We start from the raw sequence: 18735 nt of genomic DNA on the forward strand, positions 1-18735 counted from the left end.
CAGGCGGCACCGTGCGTGTCCTGCGCGACACGGGGCGTCACACCCACCCGACCGGACGGCTGGCACCATGGTCGACCGGTGGACCACGGGCGGAGCGGAGGACCGGCACACGTGTCGCGGGGCGAGCGGCGGACCGAGATCGAGGGCCTGCGCGGCGTCGCCGCCGTCCTGGTGGTCGTCTACCACGTCTGGGTCGGGCGCGTGTCCGGCGGCGTCGACGTCTTCTTCGTGCTCTCCGGCTTCTTCGTGCTGGGGATGCTGGTGCGCGCCGCGGCCCGCGGCGACGGCCCGGCGCTCGGGGCGACGTGGTCGCGGCTGTTCTGGCGCCTCGCCCCGACCGCGGGGCTGGTCCTGCTCGCGAGCACCGTCGCCGCCGCCGTCCTGCTGCCGGCCTCGACGTGGGCGCGCAACACCCGCGAGCTGCTCGCCTCGGCGTTCTTCGTCGAGAACTGGCGGCTGGCCACCGACGCCGTCGACTACTACGCCGACCACGGCTCGGCCAGCGTCGCGCAGCACTTCTGGTCGCTGTCGATCCAGGTGCAGTGCTACCTGGTCGCGCCGGTGGTGGTGCTCCTCGTGGCGGCCTGGGCGCGGCGCCGCGGGGTCGACGTGCGGCGCTCGCTGCTCGCCACGCTGGTGGCCGTCGGTGGGGCGTCGTTCGTCTGGTCGGTGGTCTCGACGGCGTCCGACCAGGCCGTGGCCTACTTCGACGCCCGCACGCGCGTGTGGGAGTTCGCGATCGGCGGCGTCCTCGCGCTCGTGGCCGACCGGATCCATCTCGGCCGCGCGGCCCGGGCCGTCCTCGGGGTGCTCGGGCTCGCCGGCCTCGTCACGTGCGGGGCGGTGCTCGACGTGGGCGCGGGCTTCCCCGGCTACCTCGCGCTGTGGCCCGTCCTGTCCGCCGTGGCGATCATCGTCGCGGGCCGCGCCGGCGTCGCCGACCGGCTGCTGACGACGCGGACCGCCCGCTACCTCGGCGAGATCAGCTACCCGCTCTACCTCTGGCACTGGCCGGTGCTCGTCGTGGCCCTGGTGCTCACCCGGCGGGCCGACGCGGGCGCGGGCCTCGGGCTGGTCGTGGTGGCGCTGTCGGTGGCGCTCGCCGCCGGGACGCACCACCTGCTCGAGGAGCCGGCCCGCCGGGTGCGCGTCGGCCCGGTCCGCGGGCCGGTGCTCGTCGCCGCCTCCCTGGCGCCGGCGCTGCTCGGGCTCGCCGTCTGGTCCGCGGCCGCGACGTCCGCCGACCGGGCGCCGGTCGCCCTCGGCGACCAGCGCCACCCCGGCGCGGTCGCGCTCGGGGCCGACCAGGTCCTGGCCGACGGCGACGACACCGTCCCGGTGCAGCCGTCGATGTCGCGCATCCGCGACGACTGGGCGTCCTACCGCGACGGCTGCGCCCCGGTCGCCGACCACCCCGTCCTCGAGCAGTGCGTCCCCATCCCGGCCGTCGGTGAGGCCGCGCGCCGGCTCGTCGTCGTCGGCGACTCGCACATGCAGCAGTTCCTGCCCGCGCTCGAGCCGGTCGCGCGGGAGCGGAACTGGGAGGTCAGCACGCTCGTGCGCGCCCGCTGCCCGTTCGGGACGACGTCGGAGACCGACCCGGCCGACGCGACGTGCGTCGACTGGAACACCGCGGCGATCGAGCACCTCGCGGCCGACGCGCCGGACGCCGTCGTCGTCGGCGGGTCCCGTGACGTCCGGGCCGGCCTGACCGAGCAGACGCCCGAGGGGTTCGTCGAGGGCTGGCGACGTCTCGGAGAGGCCGGCATCCCGGTGGTGGCGGTGCGCGACAACCCGCGCTTCGACCAAGCGCCCTCGGAGTGCCAGGAGAAGTTCGGCCGCGGCGCCGCCGAGTGCGCCGTCCCGCGCGGCGAGCTGCTCGCCGCGGACCCGCCGTGGACGTCGCTCGACGTGCCCGGCAACGTCGCCTTCCTCGACCTCAGCAACGAGATCTGCGGGCCGGAGACGTGCCCGCCGGAGATCGGGAACGTGCTCGTCTACCTCGACGACAACCACCTCTCGGCCTCGTACAGCCGGACGCTGTCGTCGGTGGTGGGGCAGCGGGTGCCCGCCCTCCTGGGCTGGTGAGCCGCTAGCCGGTCGGCTCCTCACCCGTGCCGGCCAGGCCCTGGTCCTCGGGCTCGAGGTCGATGTCGAACGCGGGCTCGACGTCCTCGGGGTCGGCGTCGGGCCGCGCCACGGGCGTCGGGTCGGGCTCGGGCGTCGTGTCGGGGTCGCTGCTCATCACCGCGAGCCATACCCCCGATCCCCGGGCCCGACGCGGGGGACGGGTCACGCGCACGTCACGGGGCGGGGGTTGCGTCGCCCGGTCCGGTCGATGGCCGTGACGTTGCCGACGCAGCGTGACCGCAACCGGCGGACCCCGACACCCGTCTGGATCCGTGAGCGCGGCGCACTCGGCGGCGCTCGGGACAAGGAGAGACGGATGTTCGTGATCGTGGCCGTGGTCGTCGTCGGTGTGGTCTTCCTGGGTGGGGCGCTCCTGGGTGTGAGCGTCGCGCAGAACCAGGCCTCGGACCGGGCGCGCCGCACCGAGCGGGACCGCCGCGTGTCGGCGATCCGTACCGAGGCACTGATCTCGCAGGCCTGAGCGGGAACAAACCCGCCCGGCCCGGCCGTCCGAGGACCGACGCCGGGCCGCTGGGGCCACGGCACGCGGAAGTGGAGCCGGCCGTGGACGACGTGCTCGCGGAGGACGCGGCGGACCCCGACCCCGTCGACCTCTTCACCGACCTCGACGGTGACGGCCACGTCGACGTGACCGCCGTCGACACCGACGGCGACGGCGTCCTCGACCTCGCCTGGACCGACACCGACGGTGACGGCCAGGTCACCGCCGACGAGGTGCACCCGATCACCGACGGCGGGTGGTCCACCGACTGGTACCGCCACGAGGACAACTTCGTCGACGGCGCGCTGCCCTCGGACGCGTCCGCGGCGCGCGACGACGGCATCCACGGCGACCCGGAGCAGGCGTCGTCCTACTGGTACGCGCAGTCGGTCAACGGCTACTGCGTGCCGGCGTCGATCGCCCAGGTCGTCGGGGAGTGGCAGGGCCACAACGTCGGGGAGCAGGAGGTCGTCGACCGCGCGGTCCGCCACGGCTGGCTGACCACCACCGACACCGACGGCGACGGCCGCCCCGACGACGCGTCGGGCATGACGTCCTCGGAGGGCGAGGCGCTGCTGGAGAGCTACGGCATCCCGGCGACGACGACGCACGGCAGCCTCAAGGACCTCGAGTCCCTGCTCGACCAGGACCGCGACATCATCGCCTACGTCGACGCCGACGAGATCTGGTACCAGCGCGACGACGACGCGGCGGACGGCGGCTCGGACGCCAACCACGCCGTGGTGGTCACCGGGATCGACGATGAGAACGTGTACCTCGCCGATCCCGGCGACCCGAGCGGCGCGGTGTCGGTGGTGCCCCGCGACACCTTCGAGGACGCCTGGAGCGACTCGGGCCACGAGATGCTGGTGACCGACACGGCCCCGCCGCAGACGGTGCCGGCCGACAACGCGCCGACCCACGACGTGCCGGGCGACGGGGGCACGGCACCCGACCCCCGGTCGTCCGTCACCGGCGGGACCCCGCCCACCGACGCCCCGACCGCGAAGCCGCTGGGGGCGTCGCGGGAGCTGATCTCACCGGGCTCGACGGGCGTGGTGTTCCTGCCGGTGGTGCTGCGCGACGTCGCGGTCGCCACCGGCGGCGTCTCCGCCCTGCTCTCCGCGGTGGGGATCGTCCGCCGCCGCACGTGAGCAGTTGCGGCCCCTATAGGGGCCGCAACTGCTCACATGGCGCCGCAGGTCTGCGCGACGGTGCGGGCGACGCGGGTGGTGACGCTGCCGTAGTCCTCGGTGCTGTCGGCGCGCATCCAGGCGAGGATGTCGTCGGCACCGCTGTCGAAGGCCCGGTGCTCGGGCGAGGTGTCGCCGTAGGTCGCGGCGAGGGCGTCGCCGCGGGCGTCCAGGACGGTGTCCCACTGCGCGCTCGGGGTGCGGCCCAGGGTGGCGACGGCGTCGTCGAGCGCGTCGGCCACCACGGTGGCGCACTGCCGCGCGACGGCCGGGGCGCCGGCCGCCGGGGTCCCGGTGGCCGCCGGCGCGCTGGCCGGGGCGGGGGCGCTGGCCGCGGTCGTGGTGACCGCGTCGACCAGGCCCGGCAGCTGGGAGCCCATGCCGAGCAGGGCGATCCCCGCGCCCGCGACCGCGACGGTCAGCGGGAGGCGGGTGCCGGGGCTGCGGCGCCGGCCGTGGGCCGTCGCGGGCGGCGCGGCGACGGCCGCGCGGGGCGGCGTGGGCACGCCGGTGACCGGGTGCGGGCGGTAGGCCGTGGGGGCCGGGTAGCCGAGCCCGGCGGGCGGGGCGTCCGGGGCGACCGGGCTGACGAGGCGGGCCGGGGTGAGCGCGACGGTCACGGGCTCGTCCTCGTGCCAGTGGTGCTGCCCCATGGTCACTCCCCGGATGGCCTAGTCGTCCGCGTCCATGCGAACGCTGTGTGAGCGATGTCGTCGGGAAAGGCCAGGTCGTTAGCGAGCCGGCCGCCTCGGAGCCCGGGTTCACCACATGGAGTGACCAGAAGACGGGGAGTGAACCTGACGTGACCTGACAGGAACGGGTCCTAGCGTCCCGGGTGTCCGCTCCCCGACCCCGACCGGAGGTCCCGATGCCGACGACGCTGGCCATGATCAATCTCGACGGACCCGACCCCCGCGCGCAGGCCACCTTCTACGGCGCGCTGCTCGACTGGCAGGTCGTCCACGCCGAGGACGAGTACGCGATGATCTCCGGGGAGGGCGCGCCGATCGGGTTCGGCCGCGTGCCCGGGTGGGTCGCCCCGCCCTGGCCCGACCCCGACGGCACCAAGCGCTACCACCTGGACCTCGCCGTCGACGACCTCGACGCGGCCGTCGACCGCGCGCGCGAGCTCGGGGCCACGCTGCCCGAGCACCAGCCCGGCGACCGCTGGACGGTGCTGCTCGACCCCGTCGGGCACCCGTTCTGCCTGTGCCGGACGAGCTGACCTACCGCCGGCGCCGCACCAGCCCCGCGAGGTAGGCGGCCTGGCCCGCGTGCTGGATGTCGTCGTCCACCACGCTGACCAGCCGCACCCCGCGGGTCACCGGCGGGTCCCAGCGCTCGTCGATGACCTCGTCGAGGTCCTCGCCGGACAGCGTCCGCAGGTAGGCGACGGTGCGCTCGTGCGCGGCGTCGAGGTAGCCGGTGAGCAGCGCCGGGTCGTCGACGCGCACTGCGGCCACCTGCTCGCTCGTGTGGCCGAAGCCGATCGAGGAGTCCTCGAAGGGCAGGTCGAAGCGGCGGGCCCAGCCGTCGGCGGTCCAGACCTGCTCGGTGCCGGCGAGGTCGGCGACGTGGTCGTCCTGCACCCGGGTGAGGTGCCAGACCAGCCAGGCGATCGGGTTGGCGTCGGCGTCGGCCCGCCAGGACAGCTCGTCGGCGCCGAGCCCGTCCACCGCGCGGGTCGCATCGCTGCGCGCGCGCCCGAAGGCGTCGACCAGCACGTCGATCGCGTCCACCGATCAGTCCTCCCGGTTCGTGGGGGTCAGCGACCCGTGGCGAAGACGACCACGTTGTCGCGGTACGACAGCGTCGCATCGTCGAAGGGACCGCCGCACGTCAGCAGCCGCAGCAGGGGCCGCGTCGACGGGCCGTAGATCCGGTCGGCGGGCAGCGAGTCCTTGGGGAAGTACTCGACGCTGTCCACCGAGAAGCGCGCCGTGCCGCCGTCGGAGCGCGGCACCTCGATGAGGTCGCCGGGGCGCAGACGGTCGAGCTGGGCGAACACCGCCGGGCCGCGGCGGGTGTCCACGTGGCCGGCGAACACCGCCGGGCCGGGGTCGCCCGCCACGGCGCTGGACGTGTACCAGCCGACCTGGCCGAAGTCGGTGGGCACCTGCAGGGCGCCGCGGTAGTCGATGCGCAGGTCGGCGAGGTCGAGCGCCGCCAGCCCGATCGACGGGATCTGCATGGCGGTCGGGCGCAGGCCCTCGGGCGCGGCGAGCGCCGCGGCCAGCGGCATCCGCGGGGCGGGCGGGACGTCGTCGGAGGAGGAGAAGAGCCCGGAGAACCAGTCGCCGATCGCGGACATCAGGGTGGGCTGCGCCAGCCCGCCGAGCCCGGCCTCGGTGCCCCCGCGCGGCACCGGCGGCACGCGGGGCGCCGTCGGCAACGGGGTCTCGGGATCGGGGGTGGGGCGCGGGGTGGGGGTCGCCGGCGGCGTCGTCGGCTCCGTGCCCGGCGCCGGCACCCCGGCGACGGTCGCGGCGTCGGGCACGGCCGCCACGATGAGCTGGCCGTCGGGCTCGCGGCCGACGAACAGCGTCGTCACCCCGGTGTCGGCCAGCGGCACCGTCGTCTGGTTGGTCGAGCCCAGCCGCGAGCGGATGCGGACCTCCCACGCCCGCGCCGGCACGCTGACGTACGGGGTGGTGGAGCCGTAGAAGAGGTCGCGGGCCAGCGGCGGGCCGCCGTCGAGGTCGACGTCGAGGGCCCCGACGCCGTTCGCGCCCTGCACGACGCGGACCTGCGCGGCGCCCGGCGCCGCGGGCGCGGTCTGGTCGTCGAGCACCTGGAGCTCGGGCGCCCCCGAGCTCGGCGAGTCGACGAAGGCCGCGGTCTGGGCCGTCCCCGCCGGGACCTCGAGCGAGACGCGCACCGCGGGCGGGCTGGTCGGCGCGGCCCCGGCCGGCCGCGCGGTCAGCGTGTACGTGCCGGCGGGCTCGGTGAGGTAGGGCGACGTGCCGCGGTAGGCGACACCGGGCGCCACGAGCGTCTCGGGCAGGTCCGGCCCGGTGACGTACATGTCGACCGACGGCGTCACCGGCGAGAGGTGCGCGATCCGCAGCATGCCCGTCGAGGTGTCCGCCGTGGCCGAGCGGACGCCGGCGGTCACCGTCACGCCGACGACCGCGAGCAGTACGAGGGCGAGCGCCACCCACACCACGGGGCGCCGCCGCCACGGCCGTCGGGGGGTGGTGTCGTGCGGGGGCGTGTCGACCGGGGGCACGACGGGGCCGGTGGGCTGGTCCTGCGCTGCAGGCACGGGGAGCTCCCTGGTGGGGGTGACGGTCGGGGGGTGCGGGGCGGGCGGGGTCAGGGGGTGCGGGCGGCGTGCGGGGGAGCGTCACCGGCGGCGGCCACGGCGAGATCGCCACCGGCGGGGGGAGGAGTCTGCGCCCGCGGGAAGCGCCCGCGCCAGACGACGACACCCCGGACCGCGACGGCGGCGCCCTCGAGCGCCGAGACGGTGTCGGCGAGGCGTGCGGGCAGGGCACGGCGGGTGTCGACGGCGACGAGGGCGGCGCGGACCCCGGCGTGGCGGACCCGGTCGAGCGCCTCGGCGTCGGCCCGCGGCCGGCGCAGCGCCCACACCGCCGGCTCGCCGAGGTCGTCGGGCACGGGCGGGCGGTCGTTGCGACGGTCGGGCGTGAGGTCGCGCAGCGGCAGGTGGTCGCCGGTGATACGGGCGGCCTCGACGACGTCGCGGCCCAGGTCGCGGGCCCGGGGGTCGGCGAGCTGGAACACCAGCACCGGGCCGCGTCCGCGCACGACGTCGGCGTAGAGGCGGGTGAGCACGGCCGGGACGTCGTCACCGGGGTGGAGCACGGCGTGCGGCCCGTCGACGCGGGCGAGCGCCAGGGTGCGGTCGCGGCGGGCACGGGCGGCCCGCTCGCCGCGCAGGCCGCCGGCGACCCCGGCGGCCCCGGCCGCCACGCCGGGCAGCACCGCGAGCGCGACGACGGCCGGCAGCACCTCGGCCACCGGCGAGCGTCCGGCGGCGACGACCGGGTCGCCGTCGGGCAGCAGCCGGGGCGCCGGGGCCGCGGTGCGCTGGGCGAGCGCCGTGGACAGCGCGGCGTAGCGCTGCTCGAGCGGCCCGCGGGCCGGGTCGCCGAGCGGGGTGGCGCGCAGGGTGGTGGTGAGCGCTGCGAGCTCGGCCCCGACCGGAGCGAGGTCCGCGGCGAGCCGCTGCGCGTCGAGGCGGTCGAGCGCGTCGGCGAGCGCGGTGGTCGTCGCCCCGGCCAGGGCACCCGCCTCGCCGGCGGTCCCGCGGCGGGCCACCACGGTGACGAGGCCGGCGCCGGAGGCCGTGACGTCGACGTCGCCGGCGGCGTCGTCGGGCAGGCCGGCGGCCCGCGCCGCGGCGGCCCGCACCGGGACGGTGGCCGCGAGGCCCACGGCGGTGCCGGCGACCTCGGCGGGGCTCGCGACGGCCGTGGCGGTGGCCGTGAACGTCGGCGAGCGCAGGGCGGCGACCAGCACCGCGATGAGGACGACGGCGAGCACCGCGAGCGCCGCCACGGCGACGCGCGGCCACCGGCGGGGCCGGCGCGCCTGCGTCCAGCCCCCGCTCGCCACGGGCTCACCCTAGTGGGTCACTGAGCCGAACGGACCACTACTCGGGACGATCGGTCCCGGGTTCCTCCGTGCTCTCCGGTGGCGGGGGCGGCCGTCCTGCCCTGGGCGAACACGGCCCCGCGGGCCCGGCGCGGGGATCACGCTGGTGCCATGAGCTCCAGCCTGTACGTGGCCCTGCGCAGCGGCCACGAGCACACCGTCACCGGCCTCGACGACGAGACGGCGGCCTCCCTGCGCGAGCGGATCACCGCGCACCTCGAGGCCCGCGAGTCGCACCCGACGCTCGACCTCGGCGACGGCACCACCGTGCGCACCGATGCCGTCGTACTCACCCGCGTGCACGACGACGGGCCGCGGACGGGGTTCGTCGGCCAGTAGCTCAGGCCCCGACCGACGCGCAGTGGGGGCAGCCCCGCGCCGGGACGCGCTGGGCGGGGATGCGGGCGGCGAGGTCGCCGGTGCGGCGGGCGAGGTAGGCGGCGCACCGGCGCTGGGCGGTCCGCCGCGCCGGGACGGGCTCGGTGAGCTCGTCGAGCGCGCGGTCCCACAGTGCGGGCAGCGCCGGGTCGTCCCAGCCGCGGCCGGCGAGGTCGACCAGCGTCGTCGCGTCCTGCCCGTCGCCGACCCACTCGATCGCGAGCTCCACCATCTCGGCCGGGTCCCACGCCATCCCCAGCACCTGGGCGGCCCGGGCCTCGGCGGGAGTCATGCCGCGCAGAGACGGCAGCGCCGCGATCCCCGTGATGGTGCTCGTCATGGTGGCCCCCCAGCCATCGCTCAGCGTGAGGCCGCCGACCGTAGCGCTCACCCGCTCGGCGCAGCAGCCGCCATCAGGGTCACGGTGCGGTGTTGTGTCAACTCGTGGTTGACACGCGTGCGAGGCTTGCGACTGTGAACCTGGAGTTGTCAGTAGAGGATGCCGTGGCCGAGGAGGCGGCGCGGGTCGACGTGCCCGACCCGGGGCCGAAGCCGGACGACCGCGCCGGGGAGCGCGCCGCCCGGCACCGGGCCCTGGCGGGCCTCGGGGCGGCGCTGGCGGTGGAGGCCGAGGTGCGGGCGGCGGCCGCCGCGGCGACGACCCGCCGGGCCGCGGCGGCGGTGTGGCTCGGCGCGAGCCTGGCCGACCTCGGCGGCGTCACGGGACGGTCGCGGCAGGCGGCGCGCAAGCGGTGGCCCGAGCTCGGGGCGATCCACCGGCGCCGGCGCTGGCTCGGCTACCACGTCGACGACGTGCTGTGGGCCGCTCGCCTCGTGCTCGACGCCCCTCTGGGCGTCGACACCCGCGGGCTCGCCGCTGCCGTCGAGGCCGCGGAGCGCGACCTCGCCGCCGACGCCGAGCCGGCGGACCTCGACGCCGCCGTCGCCCGGTGGCGGGCGTTCGACGCCCTCGTCGACCAGCACCTGCGCGGGGTCCTCACCGGAGTGGCCGAGGCGGGGGAGCCGGCGGACCCGGCCGCCGGGTTCGCCGTGCACGGCGCCCGTGGTGTCGTCGGCTACTACGACCACGCCGTCCACGAGGGCGCCGACGCCTGAGCCTCCCGGTGCGGGGTCGCTGTCCGCCCAGCGAAGCGGGGTGCCGCCGGCGCGGCGTGTCGGGGCCGAATCCGCCGGGTGGGCGGCGGGCCGGGCCGGGAACGCCGCCGCGGTCACGACGCGTCGAGCGGGGTCCCCCACCCCCGTCACGGCGCCCGTGGGCGGGCCCCGGACGGGACCACGAACGACGACGACGGGTGCCGCTCCCACCCCGGACGGGCACGCTCGGCGTCGGCCCTGCTCGCCCCGCGGGCCCGCGGGCACTAGAGATCCCGGTCCATGGGGACGATGACTCCCATCCACGATGCGCTCGTCGGCGCCCCGCCCGCCGCGCGGGTCCCGCTGCCGACCCCGTACCGCCGGCCGCGGCCCACCGTGGACGACGGGGCCGAGCGGGTCGTCGCGCTGGCCTGGCGCGAGGCCGACGAGCGCGGCCACGGCACGTTCGGCACCGGGCACCTGCTGCTCGGGCTGGTGCGGGCCGGGGGCGCCGAGGCCGGGCTGCTCGCGGCCGCCGGCGTCACGGCGGACACGGCCGGCGCGGCGATGGCCCTGGTGGCGGCGCACTCGGTGTCGGAGCCCGTGGGCCGGACCGGGGGACCGGGCGGCGGCCCGGTCGCGGGCGAGGCCGTCGCCGAGGTCCTGGCGGCCGCGACGACCGGTGGCGCGGTGACCACCGCGGGCCTGCTCCGGGCCCTGCTCGCCGGCCCGTGGGGGCAGGCGGCGGAGATGCTCGCGGCGCTCGCGGTCGATCCCGCCGCCCTCGCCGACGCGGGCGCCGCCCTCGCCGGGAGCCCGGCCGCCGCGCCCCGCCCGATGCCGCGCAACCCGAGCGGGCTGCTCTCGGCGGCGTGGCGCCGGGCCGGGGCGACGATCACCGGGGCGTGACGCGGGGCCGTCGCGGCGGACAGAATCCCGACCATGGCGAAGCCCAGCTGGATCCGTGCCGGTGACGGCGACTGGTACCGCGTCTCCGAGGTCGTGGCGATCAAGACCCTCCCGCACGCCGACGGCGGCTACATGGTCACCGTGGAGACCCACCGGCACGACAACATCGACGTCACCGGGCGCCTCGACGACGTCGACGTGGCCTCGACCTGCCGCGACGCCGTCGCCGGCCTGCTCTCGAAGGTCGACGAGGGCATCGTGATCACCTACACGCCGGGCGGATTCTCCGCCGACCCGGTCGGCTAGGGCGGTCGCTACGGCCGGGGCCCGTAGGCGTCGAGGAACCGGTCGCGGAAGTCGCTCATGGGCCACACCGGCGCGTCCGGCGCCGGCACGAGCCCCGGCGTCCAGCCCCAGGACGCGATGCGGTCGAGGACGGCCGGGTCGCGGCTGATCACCGAGATCGGGATGTCCCGGTCCGGCGTCGGGCCGGTGACGACGGGCGAGGCCTGGTGGTCGCCGAACACCACGAGCACCGGCGCGCGCTCGGGGTGCGCGGCGGTGGTGCGGCCGACCCAGTCGTAGAGCGTCTGCAGCGAGTAGGCGATCGAGTCGCGGTAGTCGGCGCGGACCTCGGGCGTCGGCGTCGTGAAGATCGACTGGAACGAGCGCTGCGGCTGCTCGGGGCCGAACACGCTGCCGTCGCCGACGGCGTCCCACGGCACGGTGCGGGGCAGCGGCGACCACGGCCCGTGGCTCGAGGTGAGCACGAGCTCGGCCATCGTCGGCGGCGCCCCGGGACCGCGCTCGCGGGCGTCGAAGGCCGACAGGGCGTACTGGTCGGGCATCGGCGACCAGCTGAACCGCGGGCCCCGGTAGCCCAGGTCGTCGTGGGTGTAGGCCCGGTCGAGCCCGAAGAACGCCGCCTCCGGCCACGGCCCGGTGGTGCCGGGCTGCACGGTGACGGTGCGCCAGCCGCCCTCCTGGAACGCGCGGGTGAGCGTCAGGCGGTTCGACGACACCAGGTCGGTGTGCCGCTGCTCGCCGTCGATCCACAGCCCCGACAGCAGCGTGGCGTGGGCGAGCCAGCTGCCGCCGCCGGCGACCGGGGAGGTCAGCAGGCCGGTGCGCGCGCCGTAGCCGAGCCCCCCGAGCCGCTGCTGGCCCTGGGCGAGGGCCTCGCGGACCGGCCCGGACAGGCCCGGGTCGTCGAGCGCGGAGACGCCGTAGCTCTCCACCACGGCGACGACCACGTCGCGCCCGCGCAGCGCGGTGAGCAGCTGGTCGGGCGGCACGTCGCGGTAGGCGTCGACCCCGGCCTCGCGCTCGAACGCCTGCTGGTCGCGCACGCCGTCGCCGATGGCGACCGCGCGGTCCACGGCGCGGATCGAGGTGTCCCGCGACGCGACCGGGAGCCCGGGCACGAGCTGCACCGACAGCGTCCACGCGACGAACCACGCGACGGCGAGCACGCCGGCCAGGCGCAGCGCCCCCGAGCGGTGGGCGGCGGCGATGCGCGCGAGGCGGGCGACCGCCCCGCCGGTCCCCACGAGCAGGCCGACCCCCAGCAGCGCGACCAGCACCGCCACGACGACCCCCACCACCGGCCCGGAGGTCTCGGCGACGAAGTCGTAGCCGTTGCCGAGCAGCACGGCGTCGCGGGCGGGGTCGAACGGGCGGGCGATCGCGACCGAGAAGCCGAGGTCGAACAGCGTCAGCACCAGCATCAGCCCGAGCACCAGCCCGGCGAGCCAGGCCAGCACGCGGCGCGCCCCCGCGGGCAGCACGACGGCGAGGACCAGCGCGACGAGCACCTCGAACGGGAGGCGCACCGCGGCCTGCGGCACCAGCGCCGCGACGTCGCCCGGCGTCACGAACGCCACCAGCACGAGCACCCCGGCGAGCAGGGTGACGACCCCGGCGAGCCCCCGCCGCACCCGCACCGGGTGGGTGTCGGCCGCGCGCCAGAGCCGCACGACGTCGCGCCCGAACGACCACGCCAGGCTCGCCAGCGCCGCCGCCACGAGCAGGGTCGCGACCACCACCGGCAGCAGCTGCGACGCCGCCACCACGAGCACCACGCCCTGCGCGGCGGCGACGACCTTGCCCGAGAACAGCGGCGTCAGCTCGCCCCGCAGCCACGGCAGCACGACCCCGGCGGCGACGAACAGGTAGCGCGCCAGCCCGATGAGCAGCACCCAGCCCCCGAGCAGGCCCGCGACGTGCCACGACAGCACCAGCAGCAGGAACGCGTCGAGCTCCATGTCGAAGCGTGCCCCGAACGCCGAGGCGACGTCGCGGCGCCGCGCGACCGCCCCGTCGACGCCGTCGAGGGCCAGCGCGACCGCGGCGAGCGCCACCAGCGCCGGGGTCGAGACGGGGTCGGCCACCAGCGCCGTCACCCCGACCACGAGCACCGCGCGCAGCAGCGTCACCCGCCCCGCGGGCCCGAGCGCCTCGACCCCGGACCCGATCAGCACCGCGACGAGCGCCGCGGCCGCCGCGGCGCCCACCACCAGGCCGAACGGGCCCAGCCCGAAGCCCTGCGCGAGCACGCCGAGCAGGCCCGCGCTCGCGATCGCGCCGCCCGCGAGCTCGGCGGTCAGGATCGGGGTCGGGCGCCTCACACGTGCCAGCATGGCCGCCCACCGATCGGCACAGGACGAGCAGGGTGGGTGCATGACGCAGATGGCGCAGGCGTTCCGGGTCGAATCACCCGGACGGGCAGCGATCGCCGACGTCGCGCTCCCGGAGCCGGGTCCCGACGACGTCGTGGTGCGCACGCGGCACTCCCTGGTGAGCCGCGGGACCGAGACGCTGGTGTTCCGCGGGGAGGTGCCGCCGAGCCAGTACGGGCTGATGCGCGCGCCGTTCCAGGCCGGCGACTTCCCGGGTCCGGTCGTCTACGGCTACCTCGCGGTGGGGGAGGTCGAGGCCGGGCCGGGCGCCGGGCGGACCGTGTTCTGCCTGCACCCGCACCAGGACCGGTTCGTGGTGCCGTCGAGCTGGGTCGTGGAGGTGCCGGCCGACGTGCCCCCGGCGCGGGCGGTGCTGGCCGGCACCGTCGAGACGGCGGTCAACGCCCTGTGGGACGCGGCGCCGCGGGTCGGCGACCGGATCGCGGTGGTCGGGGCCGGGATGGTCGGGGCGTCGGTGGCCGCGGTGCTCGCGGGGCTGCCGGGCGCGCGCGTCGAGCTCGTCGACGTCGACCAGTCCCGCGCCGCGGTGGCCGACGCGCTCGGCGTCGGCTTCGCGACGCCCGACGCCGCGGCGGGGGAGTGCGACCTCGTGCTGCACGCGAGCGCCACCGAGGCCGGGCTCGCACGGTCGCTGGAGCTCGTGGGCGACGAGGGCGAGGTGGTCGAGATGTCGTGGTTCGGCGACCGCGCGCCCCGCGTGCCGCTCGGCGAGGCGTTCCACTCGCGGCGCCTGACCCTGCGTGCCACCCAGGTCGGCCGCGTCGCCCCCGCCCGCCGTCCGCGCTGGAGCACCACCGACCGCCTGCGCCTGGCCCTGCGCCTGCTCGCCGACCCCCGCTTCGACGCGCTGGTCACCGACTCCTGCGCGTTCGGGGAGCTCCCGGAGGTGATGCCCGCCCTCGCCGCCGGCGAGCGCCCCGGCCTCGGGGTGCGCGTGGACTACACCCCCTGACCCGCAGCGAACGGCCTATCGGCGTGCTGAGCTGGATCCTCGCTGCTTCTAGGCGTCCGAACTCCCCGTTCGTAGGGTGGGACCCATGCCGCGCTACGAGTTCCGCTGCCGGACCTGCGCGTCGACGTTCGAGGTCGACCGGCCGATGAGCGCCGCGAGCGACCCCGCCGACTGCCCCGCCGGCCACCACGACACGGTCAAGCTGCTGACGACGGTCGGGCTCGGCGGCCGGGCACGCACCGCGCAGCCGGCCGGGCCGCCGGCGATGGCCCCCGCGGGCGGCGGCGGCTGCTGCGGCGGGGGCTGCTGCGGCTAGATCCGCTCCAGCGCGGCGAGCGCGTCGTCGTCGAGTGCGACCGCGCCGGCGGCGACGTTCTCCTCGAGGTGGGCGACGCTGCGCGTGCCCGGGATGAGCAGGGCGTCGCGGCCCAGCAGCCACGCGAGCCCGACCTGCGCCGGGGTCGCCCCGAGCCGGCGCGCGACGTCGACCACGGCGGGCTCCCCGGCGACCTGCCGCGTGCCGGGGAAGCCGGAGCCGAGCGGGAAGTAGGGCACCCACGCGACGCCCTCCGCGCGGCACCGGGCCCGCACGTCCTCGCCCGAGCGGTCGACCAGCGAGTACGCGTTCTGCACGCACACGATCCCGGTCGACAGCGCGCGCCGCAGCTGGTCGGCCGAGACCGTCGACAGGCCGATCGCCCCGATCGCGCCGGCGTCGCGCAGGGCGACGAGCGTCGCCAGCTGGTCGTCCATGTCCACCACCTGGTCGCCCTCGGCGACCAGGCCCGGCCGCGCGTCGGCCCGCCGCAGGTTGACGACGTCGAGGCGGTCGACCCCGAGCGTGCGCAGGTTGGCCTCGACCTCGGCGCGCAGCTCCTCCGGGCGCTGGGCCAGGCGCAGCTCGACCTCGCCGCCGGGGTTCGCCGTCGCCCCGACCTTGGTGACGACCACGAGGTGCTCGGGGTAGGGGGCGAGCGCGGCGCGCAGGCGGCGGTTGACCGTGCCGTCGCCGTAGAACGCGGCGGTGTCGACGTGGTCGACGCCCAGCTCGACGGCGCGGCGCAGGACCGCGACCGCGTCGTCGTCCGGACCCGTGCGCAGCTGCATCGCGCCGTACCCGACGCGCGCGACCGTCCGGCCGGCGAGGGTGGCGGGCCCGCCGGGGCGGGGGCGGGTGGGGGTGGTGGTCACGACGACCTCCCGGAGGCAGGCTGGACGTCAAGCGGAGGTCCCTCCGCTCTCGGGTCGACGCTAGCACGGAATCGGAGGTGCCTCCGTTTCGATGGCCGACGAGCCGCGCCTGCGCGCCGACGCCCGCCGCAACCGCGACGCCCTGCTGCGCGCCGCCGCGGCCGGCTTCGCGGCCGGCGCCGACCCCACGCTCGAGAAGATCGCCCGCGACGCCGGCGTCGGGATCGGCACGCTCTACCGGCACTTCCCGACCCGCGAGGCGCTGGTCGAGGCCGTCTACCGGACCGAGCTCGCGACGGTGACCGCGAGCGCCGGGGAGCTGCTCGCCGAGCACGCGCCCGCTGCGGCCCTGCGGGCGTGGATGGACCGCTACGCCGAGTTCGTCACCACCAAGCGGGGCATGGCCGACACGTTCCGCGCGATGGTGGCCGACGGGACGGTGGCGTCGCCGCAGACGCGCGCGGCCATCGACGGCGCCGTCGCGACGCTGCTCGTAGCCGGGGCGCGCGACGGGTCCCTGCGCGCGGACCTCGAGGCCGACGACGTCGTCACCGCGCTGGTCGGCGTGCTCCTCGCGACCGGCGACGCCCCCGACCGGGCCCGCCTCGCCCGCCTGCTCGACCTCGTCGCGGCGGGGTGCGCTCCGCGCACGTGAGCAGAACGCAGTGCTCCAGCACTCATCTCTGCTCACCTGGCCGCAGGCCACCCAGGTAGCGCACGACGGCGAGGACCCGGCGGTGGTCGTCCTCGCCGGGGGCGAGGCCGAGCGACTCGTAGATGCCCGACACGTGCGCGGTGACGGCCTTCTCCGAGATCGACAGCCGGCGGGCGATGGCGGCGTTGGTGCGGCCCTCGGCGATGAGCGCGAGCACCTCGCGCCGGCGCGGGCTCAGCCGCGCGAGGTCGCCCGAGCCCCGCGGCGCGGCCTGCAGCATCAGCGCCACCACCTCCGGGTCGAGCGCCGTGCCGCCCGCGGCGACGCGACGCAGCGCGTGCTCGAAGCTCGCGACGTCGCCGACGCGCTGCTTGAGCAGGTAGCCCACACCGCTGGGGTGGTCGCCGAGCAGCTCGACCGCGTAGCGCCGCTGCACGTGCTGGGAGAGCACGAGCACGGCGACGCCCGGCTGCTCCTCGCGGATCCGCAGGGCCGCGCGCAGCCCGTCGTCGGTGTGCGACGGCGGCATGCGGATGTCGGTGAGCACGAGGTCGGGCCGGTGCTCGCGGGCGCGCTCGACGAGCGACCCGGCGTCACCCGCGGTCCCGACGACCGTCATGCCGGCGCCGGTGAGCAGCACCGTGAGGCCCTCGCGCAGCAGCGCCTCGTCCTCGCCGATCACGATCCGCACGGGATGCTCACCTCGATCCGGGTGCCCTCGCCGGCGCGGCTCGCGATCGTCAGGGATCCGCCGAGGGCGTGGACGCGGTCGGCGATGCCGCGCAGCCCGACCCCCGCCGCCACGGCGCCGCCGACGCCGTCGTCGCACACCACGAGGTGCAGCACGCCGTCGGCGCGGTGCAGCCCGATCCGCAGCGCGCTCGCGTCCGCGTGCTTGACGGCGTTGGTCAGCGCCTCCGCGACGACGTGGAACGCGGTGCCCTCGACGGCCTCGGGCAGGCGCCGCCCGTCCTCGTCCACCCCGACGTCGACGACGGTCGGCAGCGGCGCCCGCTCCGCCATGTCCTCGACCGCGGCCACGAGCCCCCGCTCGACGAGCAGCGAGGGCATCACGCCCTGCACGACGCGGCGCAGCTCGGTGAGCACCTCGTCGAGGTCGGCGCGCAGCGCCGCGACGTCGCCGCCGCCGGGCAGCTGGCCGAACCGCAGCGCGAGCAGCACCAGCCGGCCCTGGAGGCGGTCGTGCAGGTCCTGGGCGAGCCGGCGACGCTCGCGGTCGCCGTTCTCCACGAGCCGGGCGCGCGAGATCCGCAGCTGCTCCTGCCCGGCGAGCAGGGCCGCGGTCAGCCGCTCGCGGTCGACGGCGAGGGCGACGACGTTCCCGGCGTCGCGCACGACCTCGGGCTCGCCGACCAGCGTCGGGTCGTAGACGATCGCGCCGACGGCCCGGTCGCCGACGCGCACCACCTGCAGCGCGCGGTCCTCCGTCGGGGGCGCGGGCCGGCCGTCGCCGTCCACCCAGCCGTCGTCGGTGCGGAACACCAGCGTCAGGGACGGGTCGCCGACCGTGCGGGCGAGCGCCGGCCCCAGGTCGCCGCGGGCCCGCTCGCCCGCGCCGAGCCAGGCGCCGAGCTCCTCGATCTCGCCGGTGCGCGCGAAACCGCCGCGCAGCACGCCCGCCGCGAAGGCCAGCGGCACCCCGGCGAGCAGGGTGATCTGGACGAGGAAGATCTCGTAGACGCCGAGGTCCGCGAACCGTGCCAGCTGCCCGGCGAACGACACGACGACGGCGGCGGCGATGCCGTAGAGGTAGAGCGGGGTCAGGATGCGTCGCGCCTCGGGGCGCGACCGGCGCAGGCGGCGCACCAGCAGGGCACTCGTCCCGAGGACCGCGACGGCGAGCGCGACGCCGTTGAGCGTGCGTCCGAGCTCGTAGAGCGTGGGGTCGTCGCCGATCTGCAGGGGGTTGGTCCCGGCGACCGTCTGGTCGTCGAGCAGGTAGACCGGCGAGTTGCCGACGATCGTGGTGACGTAGCCGAGCACCGTCAGGGCCCGCGCGGCCCGCGTGCGCAGGCGGCCGGACGGGAACGCGAGCAGGATGTGCAGCACGACCGCGATGCCGAGCGTCGCGGTGATCATCCCGGCGGCGACCAGCGGCGGGTAGGTCGTGTTGACCAGCGCCGCGACCAGCCAGACGATGCCGCCCGCGCAGAGCAGCGGCCCCATCCGGTTGCCGGGACGTCGGACCCAGGCGTAGGCCCCGGCCGCGAAGTAGATCCAGCCGGTCACCGTGATCGTCGCGACGATCCAGTACGGGCCCTCGGGCGTGCCGACGAAGAGCACCAGCTCCACGAGCCCGAGCAGCGCGGCCAGGACGGCGATCTGCACCACCGCGACGCGCAGGGGGCGCGCGGTCGAGGACAGCCCGGCACCCGGCGTGATCACGAGGT

The 18735-nt window shown here is 77.0% G+C and carries 21 protein-coding genes; 11 read left to right on the top strand and 10 right to left on the bottom strand.

Annotation, left to right across the window (positions count from 1 at the left end; all coding sequences use genetic code 11):
- The first annotated feature begins 111 nt into the window (after window positions 1-111).
- The gene (locus tag ABD994_RS00540; protein WP_345410218.1) at window positions 112-2088 is read left to right on the top strand and encodes an acyltransferase family protein; all 1977 of its coding nucleotides are present in this window, start codon (window positions 112-114) and stop codon (window positions 2086-2088) included.
- A gap of 4 nt (window positions 2089-2092) precedes the next feature.
- On the opposite strand, the gene ABD994_RS00545 is transcribed toward ABD994_RS00540, so the two are convergent.
- Window positions 2093-2245, bottom strand: coding sequence for a hypothetical protein (locus ABD994_RS00545; RefSeq protein ID WP_345410220.1), 153 nt, complete (start codon window positions 2243-2245; stop codon window positions 2093-2095).
- A 201-nt stretch (window positions 2246-2446) separates the two neighbouring features.
- Here ABD994_RS00545 and ABD994_RS00550 point away from each other — a divergent pair, with 201 nt between their 5' ends.
- Entirely contained in the window at window positions 2447-2611 is a 165-nt protein-coding gene (locus ABD994_RS00550; RefSeq protein ID WP_345410222.1) for a hypothetical protein, read from the top strand.
- An 83-nt stretch (window positions 2612-2694) separates the two neighbouring features.
- Window positions 2695-3786 (top strand): C39 family peptidase, encoded by a 1092-nt coding sequence (locus ABD994_RS00555; RefSeq protein ID WP_345410224.1) that lies wholly within the window; start codon window positions 2695-2697, stop codon window positions 3784-3786.
- A gap of 32 nt (window positions 3787-3818) precedes the next feature.
- On the opposite strand, the gene ABD994_RS00560 is transcribed toward ABD994_RS00555, so the two are convergent.
- A complete protein-coding gene (locus ABD994_RS00560) occupies window positions 3819-4478 on the bottom strand; it encodes a hypothetical protein (protein ID WP_345410226.1) in 660 nt (219 codons plus the stop codon).
- Between the two features lie 215 nt (window positions 4479-4693).
- On the opposite strand from ABD994_RS00560, the gene ABD994_RS00565 reads away from it, so the two are divergent.
- Window positions 4694-5050 carry a VOC family protein gene (locus ABD994_RS00565; protein WP_345410228.1) on the top strand — a complete coding sequence of 119 codons (357 nt, stop codon included), beginning with the start codon at window positions 4694-4696 and terminating at the stop codon, window positions 5048-5050.
- A 1-nt stretch (window position 5051) separates the two neighbouring features.
- On the opposite strand, the gene ABD994_RS00570 is transcribed toward ABD994_RS00565, so the two are convergent.
- Genes ABD994_RS00570 through ABD994_RS00580 form a run of 3 tightly spaced genes read right to left on the bottom strand, consistent with a single transcriptional unit; the run spans window position 5052 to window position 8406 of the window.
- Entirely contained in the window at window positions 5052-5564 is a 513-nt protein-coding gene (locus ABD994_RS00570) for a mycothiol transferase (RefSeq protein WP_345410230.1), read from the bottom strand.
- A gap of 26 nt (window positions 5565-5590) precedes the next feature.
- Complete coding sequence (locus ABD994_RS00575) at window positions 5591-7090, bottom strand: DUF4397 domain-containing protein (protein WP_345410232.1); 1500 nt, start codon at window positions 7088-7090, stop codon at window positions 5591-5593.
- A gap of 50 nt (window positions 7091-7140) precedes the next feature.
- Window positions 7141-8406 (bottom strand): hypothetical protein, encoded by a 1266-nt coding sequence (locus ABD994_RS00580; RefSeq protein WP_345410234.1) that lies wholly within the window; start codon window positions 8404-8406, stop codon window positions 7141-7143.
- Between the two features lie 150 nt (window positions 8407-8556).
- On the opposite strand from ABD994_RS00580, the gene ABD994_RS00585 reads away from it, so the two are divergent.
- A complete protein-coding gene (locus ABD994_RS00585; RefSeq protein WP_345410236.1) occupies window positions 8557-8784 on the top strand; it encodes a hypothetical protein in 228 nt (75 codons plus the stop codon).
- Window position 8785: 1 nt separating this feature from the next.
- On the opposite strand, the gene ABD994_RS00590 is transcribed toward ABD994_RS00585, so the two are convergent.
- A complete protein-coding gene (locus ABD994_RS00590) occupies window positions 8786-9163 on the bottom strand; it encodes a hypothetical protein (protein ID WP_345410238.1) in 378 nt (125 codons plus the stop codon).
- 164 nt (window positions 9164-9327) lie between these two features.
- Between ABD994_RS00590 and ABD994_RS00595 the strand changes: the two genes are divergently transcribed.
- The 3 genes from ABD994_RS00595 to ABD994_RS00605 all read left to right on the top strand — a co-directional run bounded on the left by ABD994_RS00595 (window position 9328) and on the right by ABD994_RS00605 (window position 11133).
- Window positions 9328-9939 carry a hypothetical protein gene (locus ABD994_RS00595; RefSeq protein WP_345410240.1) on the top strand — a complete coding sequence of 204 codons (612 nt, stop codon included), beginning with the start codon at window positions 9328-9330 and terminating at the stop codon, window positions 9937-9939.
- A 288-nt stretch (window positions 9940-10227) separates the two neighbouring features.
- Window positions 10228-10827 (top strand): Clp protease N-terminal domain-containing protein, encoded by a 600-nt coding sequence (locus tag ABD994_RS00600; protein ID WP_345410242.1) that lies wholly within the window; start codon window positions 10228-10230, stop codon window positions 10825-10827.
- Between the two features lie 33 nt (window positions 10828-10860).
- The gene (locus tag ABD994_RS00605; RefSeq protein WP_345410244.1) at window positions 10861-11133 is read left to right on the top strand and encodes a hypothetical protein; all 273 of its coding nucleotides are present in this window, start codon (window positions 10861-10863) and stop codon (window positions 11131-11133) included.
- A gap of 8 nt (window positions 11134-11141) precedes the next feature.
- Here ABD994_RS00605 and ABD994_RS00610 read toward each other — a convergent pair whose 3' ends face one another.
- Window positions 11142-13454 (bottom strand): CDP-alcohol phosphatidyltransferase family protein, encoded by a 2313-nt coding sequence (locus tag ABD994_RS00610; protein ID WP_345410246.1) that lies wholly within the window; start codon window positions 13452-13454, stop codon window positions 11142-11144.
- 61 nt (window positions 13455-13515) lie between these two features.
- On the opposite strand from ABD994_RS00610, the gene ABD994_RS00615 reads away from it, so the two are divergent.
- Entirely contained in the window at window positions 13516-14478 is a 963-nt protein-coding gene (locus ABD994_RS00615) for a zinc-dependent alcohol dehydrogenase (protein ID WP_345410420.1), read from the top strand.
- 85 nt (window positions 14479-14563) lie between these two features.
- On the top strand, window positions 14564-14794 hold the full coding sequence (locus tag ABD994_RS00620) for an FmdB family zinc ribbon protein (protein WP_345410248.1): 231 nt from the start codon (window positions 14564-14566) through the stop codon (window positions 14792-14794).
- Here ABD994_RS00620 and ABD994_RS00625 read toward each other — a convergent pair.
- Window positions 14791-15669, bottom strand: coding sequence for an aldo/keto reductase (locus ABD994_RS00625; protein ID WP_345410250.1), 879 nt, complete (start codon window positions 15667-15669; stop codon window positions 14791-14793). The genes ABD994_RS00620 and ABD994_RS00625 overlap by 4 nt on opposite strands.
- Window positions 15670-15760: 91 nt before the next feature.
- Between ABD994_RS00625 and ABD994_RS00630 the strand changes: the two genes are divergently transcribed.
- Window positions 15761-16324 (top strand): TetR/AcrR family transcriptional regulator, encoded by a 564-nt coding sequence (locus tag ABD994_RS00630; RefSeq protein WP_345410252.1) that lies wholly within the window; start codon window positions 15761-15763, stop codon window positions 16322-16324.
- A 22-nt stretch (window positions 16325-16346) separates the two neighbouring features.
- On the opposite strand, the gene ABD994_RS00635 is transcribed toward ABD994_RS00630, so the two are convergent.
- Both ABD994_RS00635 and ABD994_RS00640 read right to left on the bottom strand, forming a co-directional pair.
- Window positions 16347-17015 carry a response regulator transcription factor gene (locus tag ABD994_RS00635; protein WP_345410254.1) on the bottom strand — a complete coding sequence of 223 codons (669 nt, stop codon included), beginning with the start codon at window positions 17013-17015 and terminating at the stop codon, window positions 16347-16349.
- Window positions 17003-18730 (bottom strand): sensor histidine kinase, encoded by a 1728-nt coding sequence (locus ABD994_RS00640; protein WP_345410256.1) that lies wholly within the window; start codon window positions 18728-18730, stop codon window positions 17003-17005. Before ABD994_RS00640 ends, ABD994_RS00635 begins: the two co-directional genes overlap by 13 nt.
- Window positions 18731-18735 lie beyond the last annotated feature (5 nt).

It is taken from the genome of Actinomycetospora chlora (genome assembly GCF_039542135.1).
Lineage (GTDB): Bacteria > Actinomycetota > Actinomycetes > Mycobacteriales > Pseudonocardiaceae > Actinomycetospora > Actinomycetospora chlora.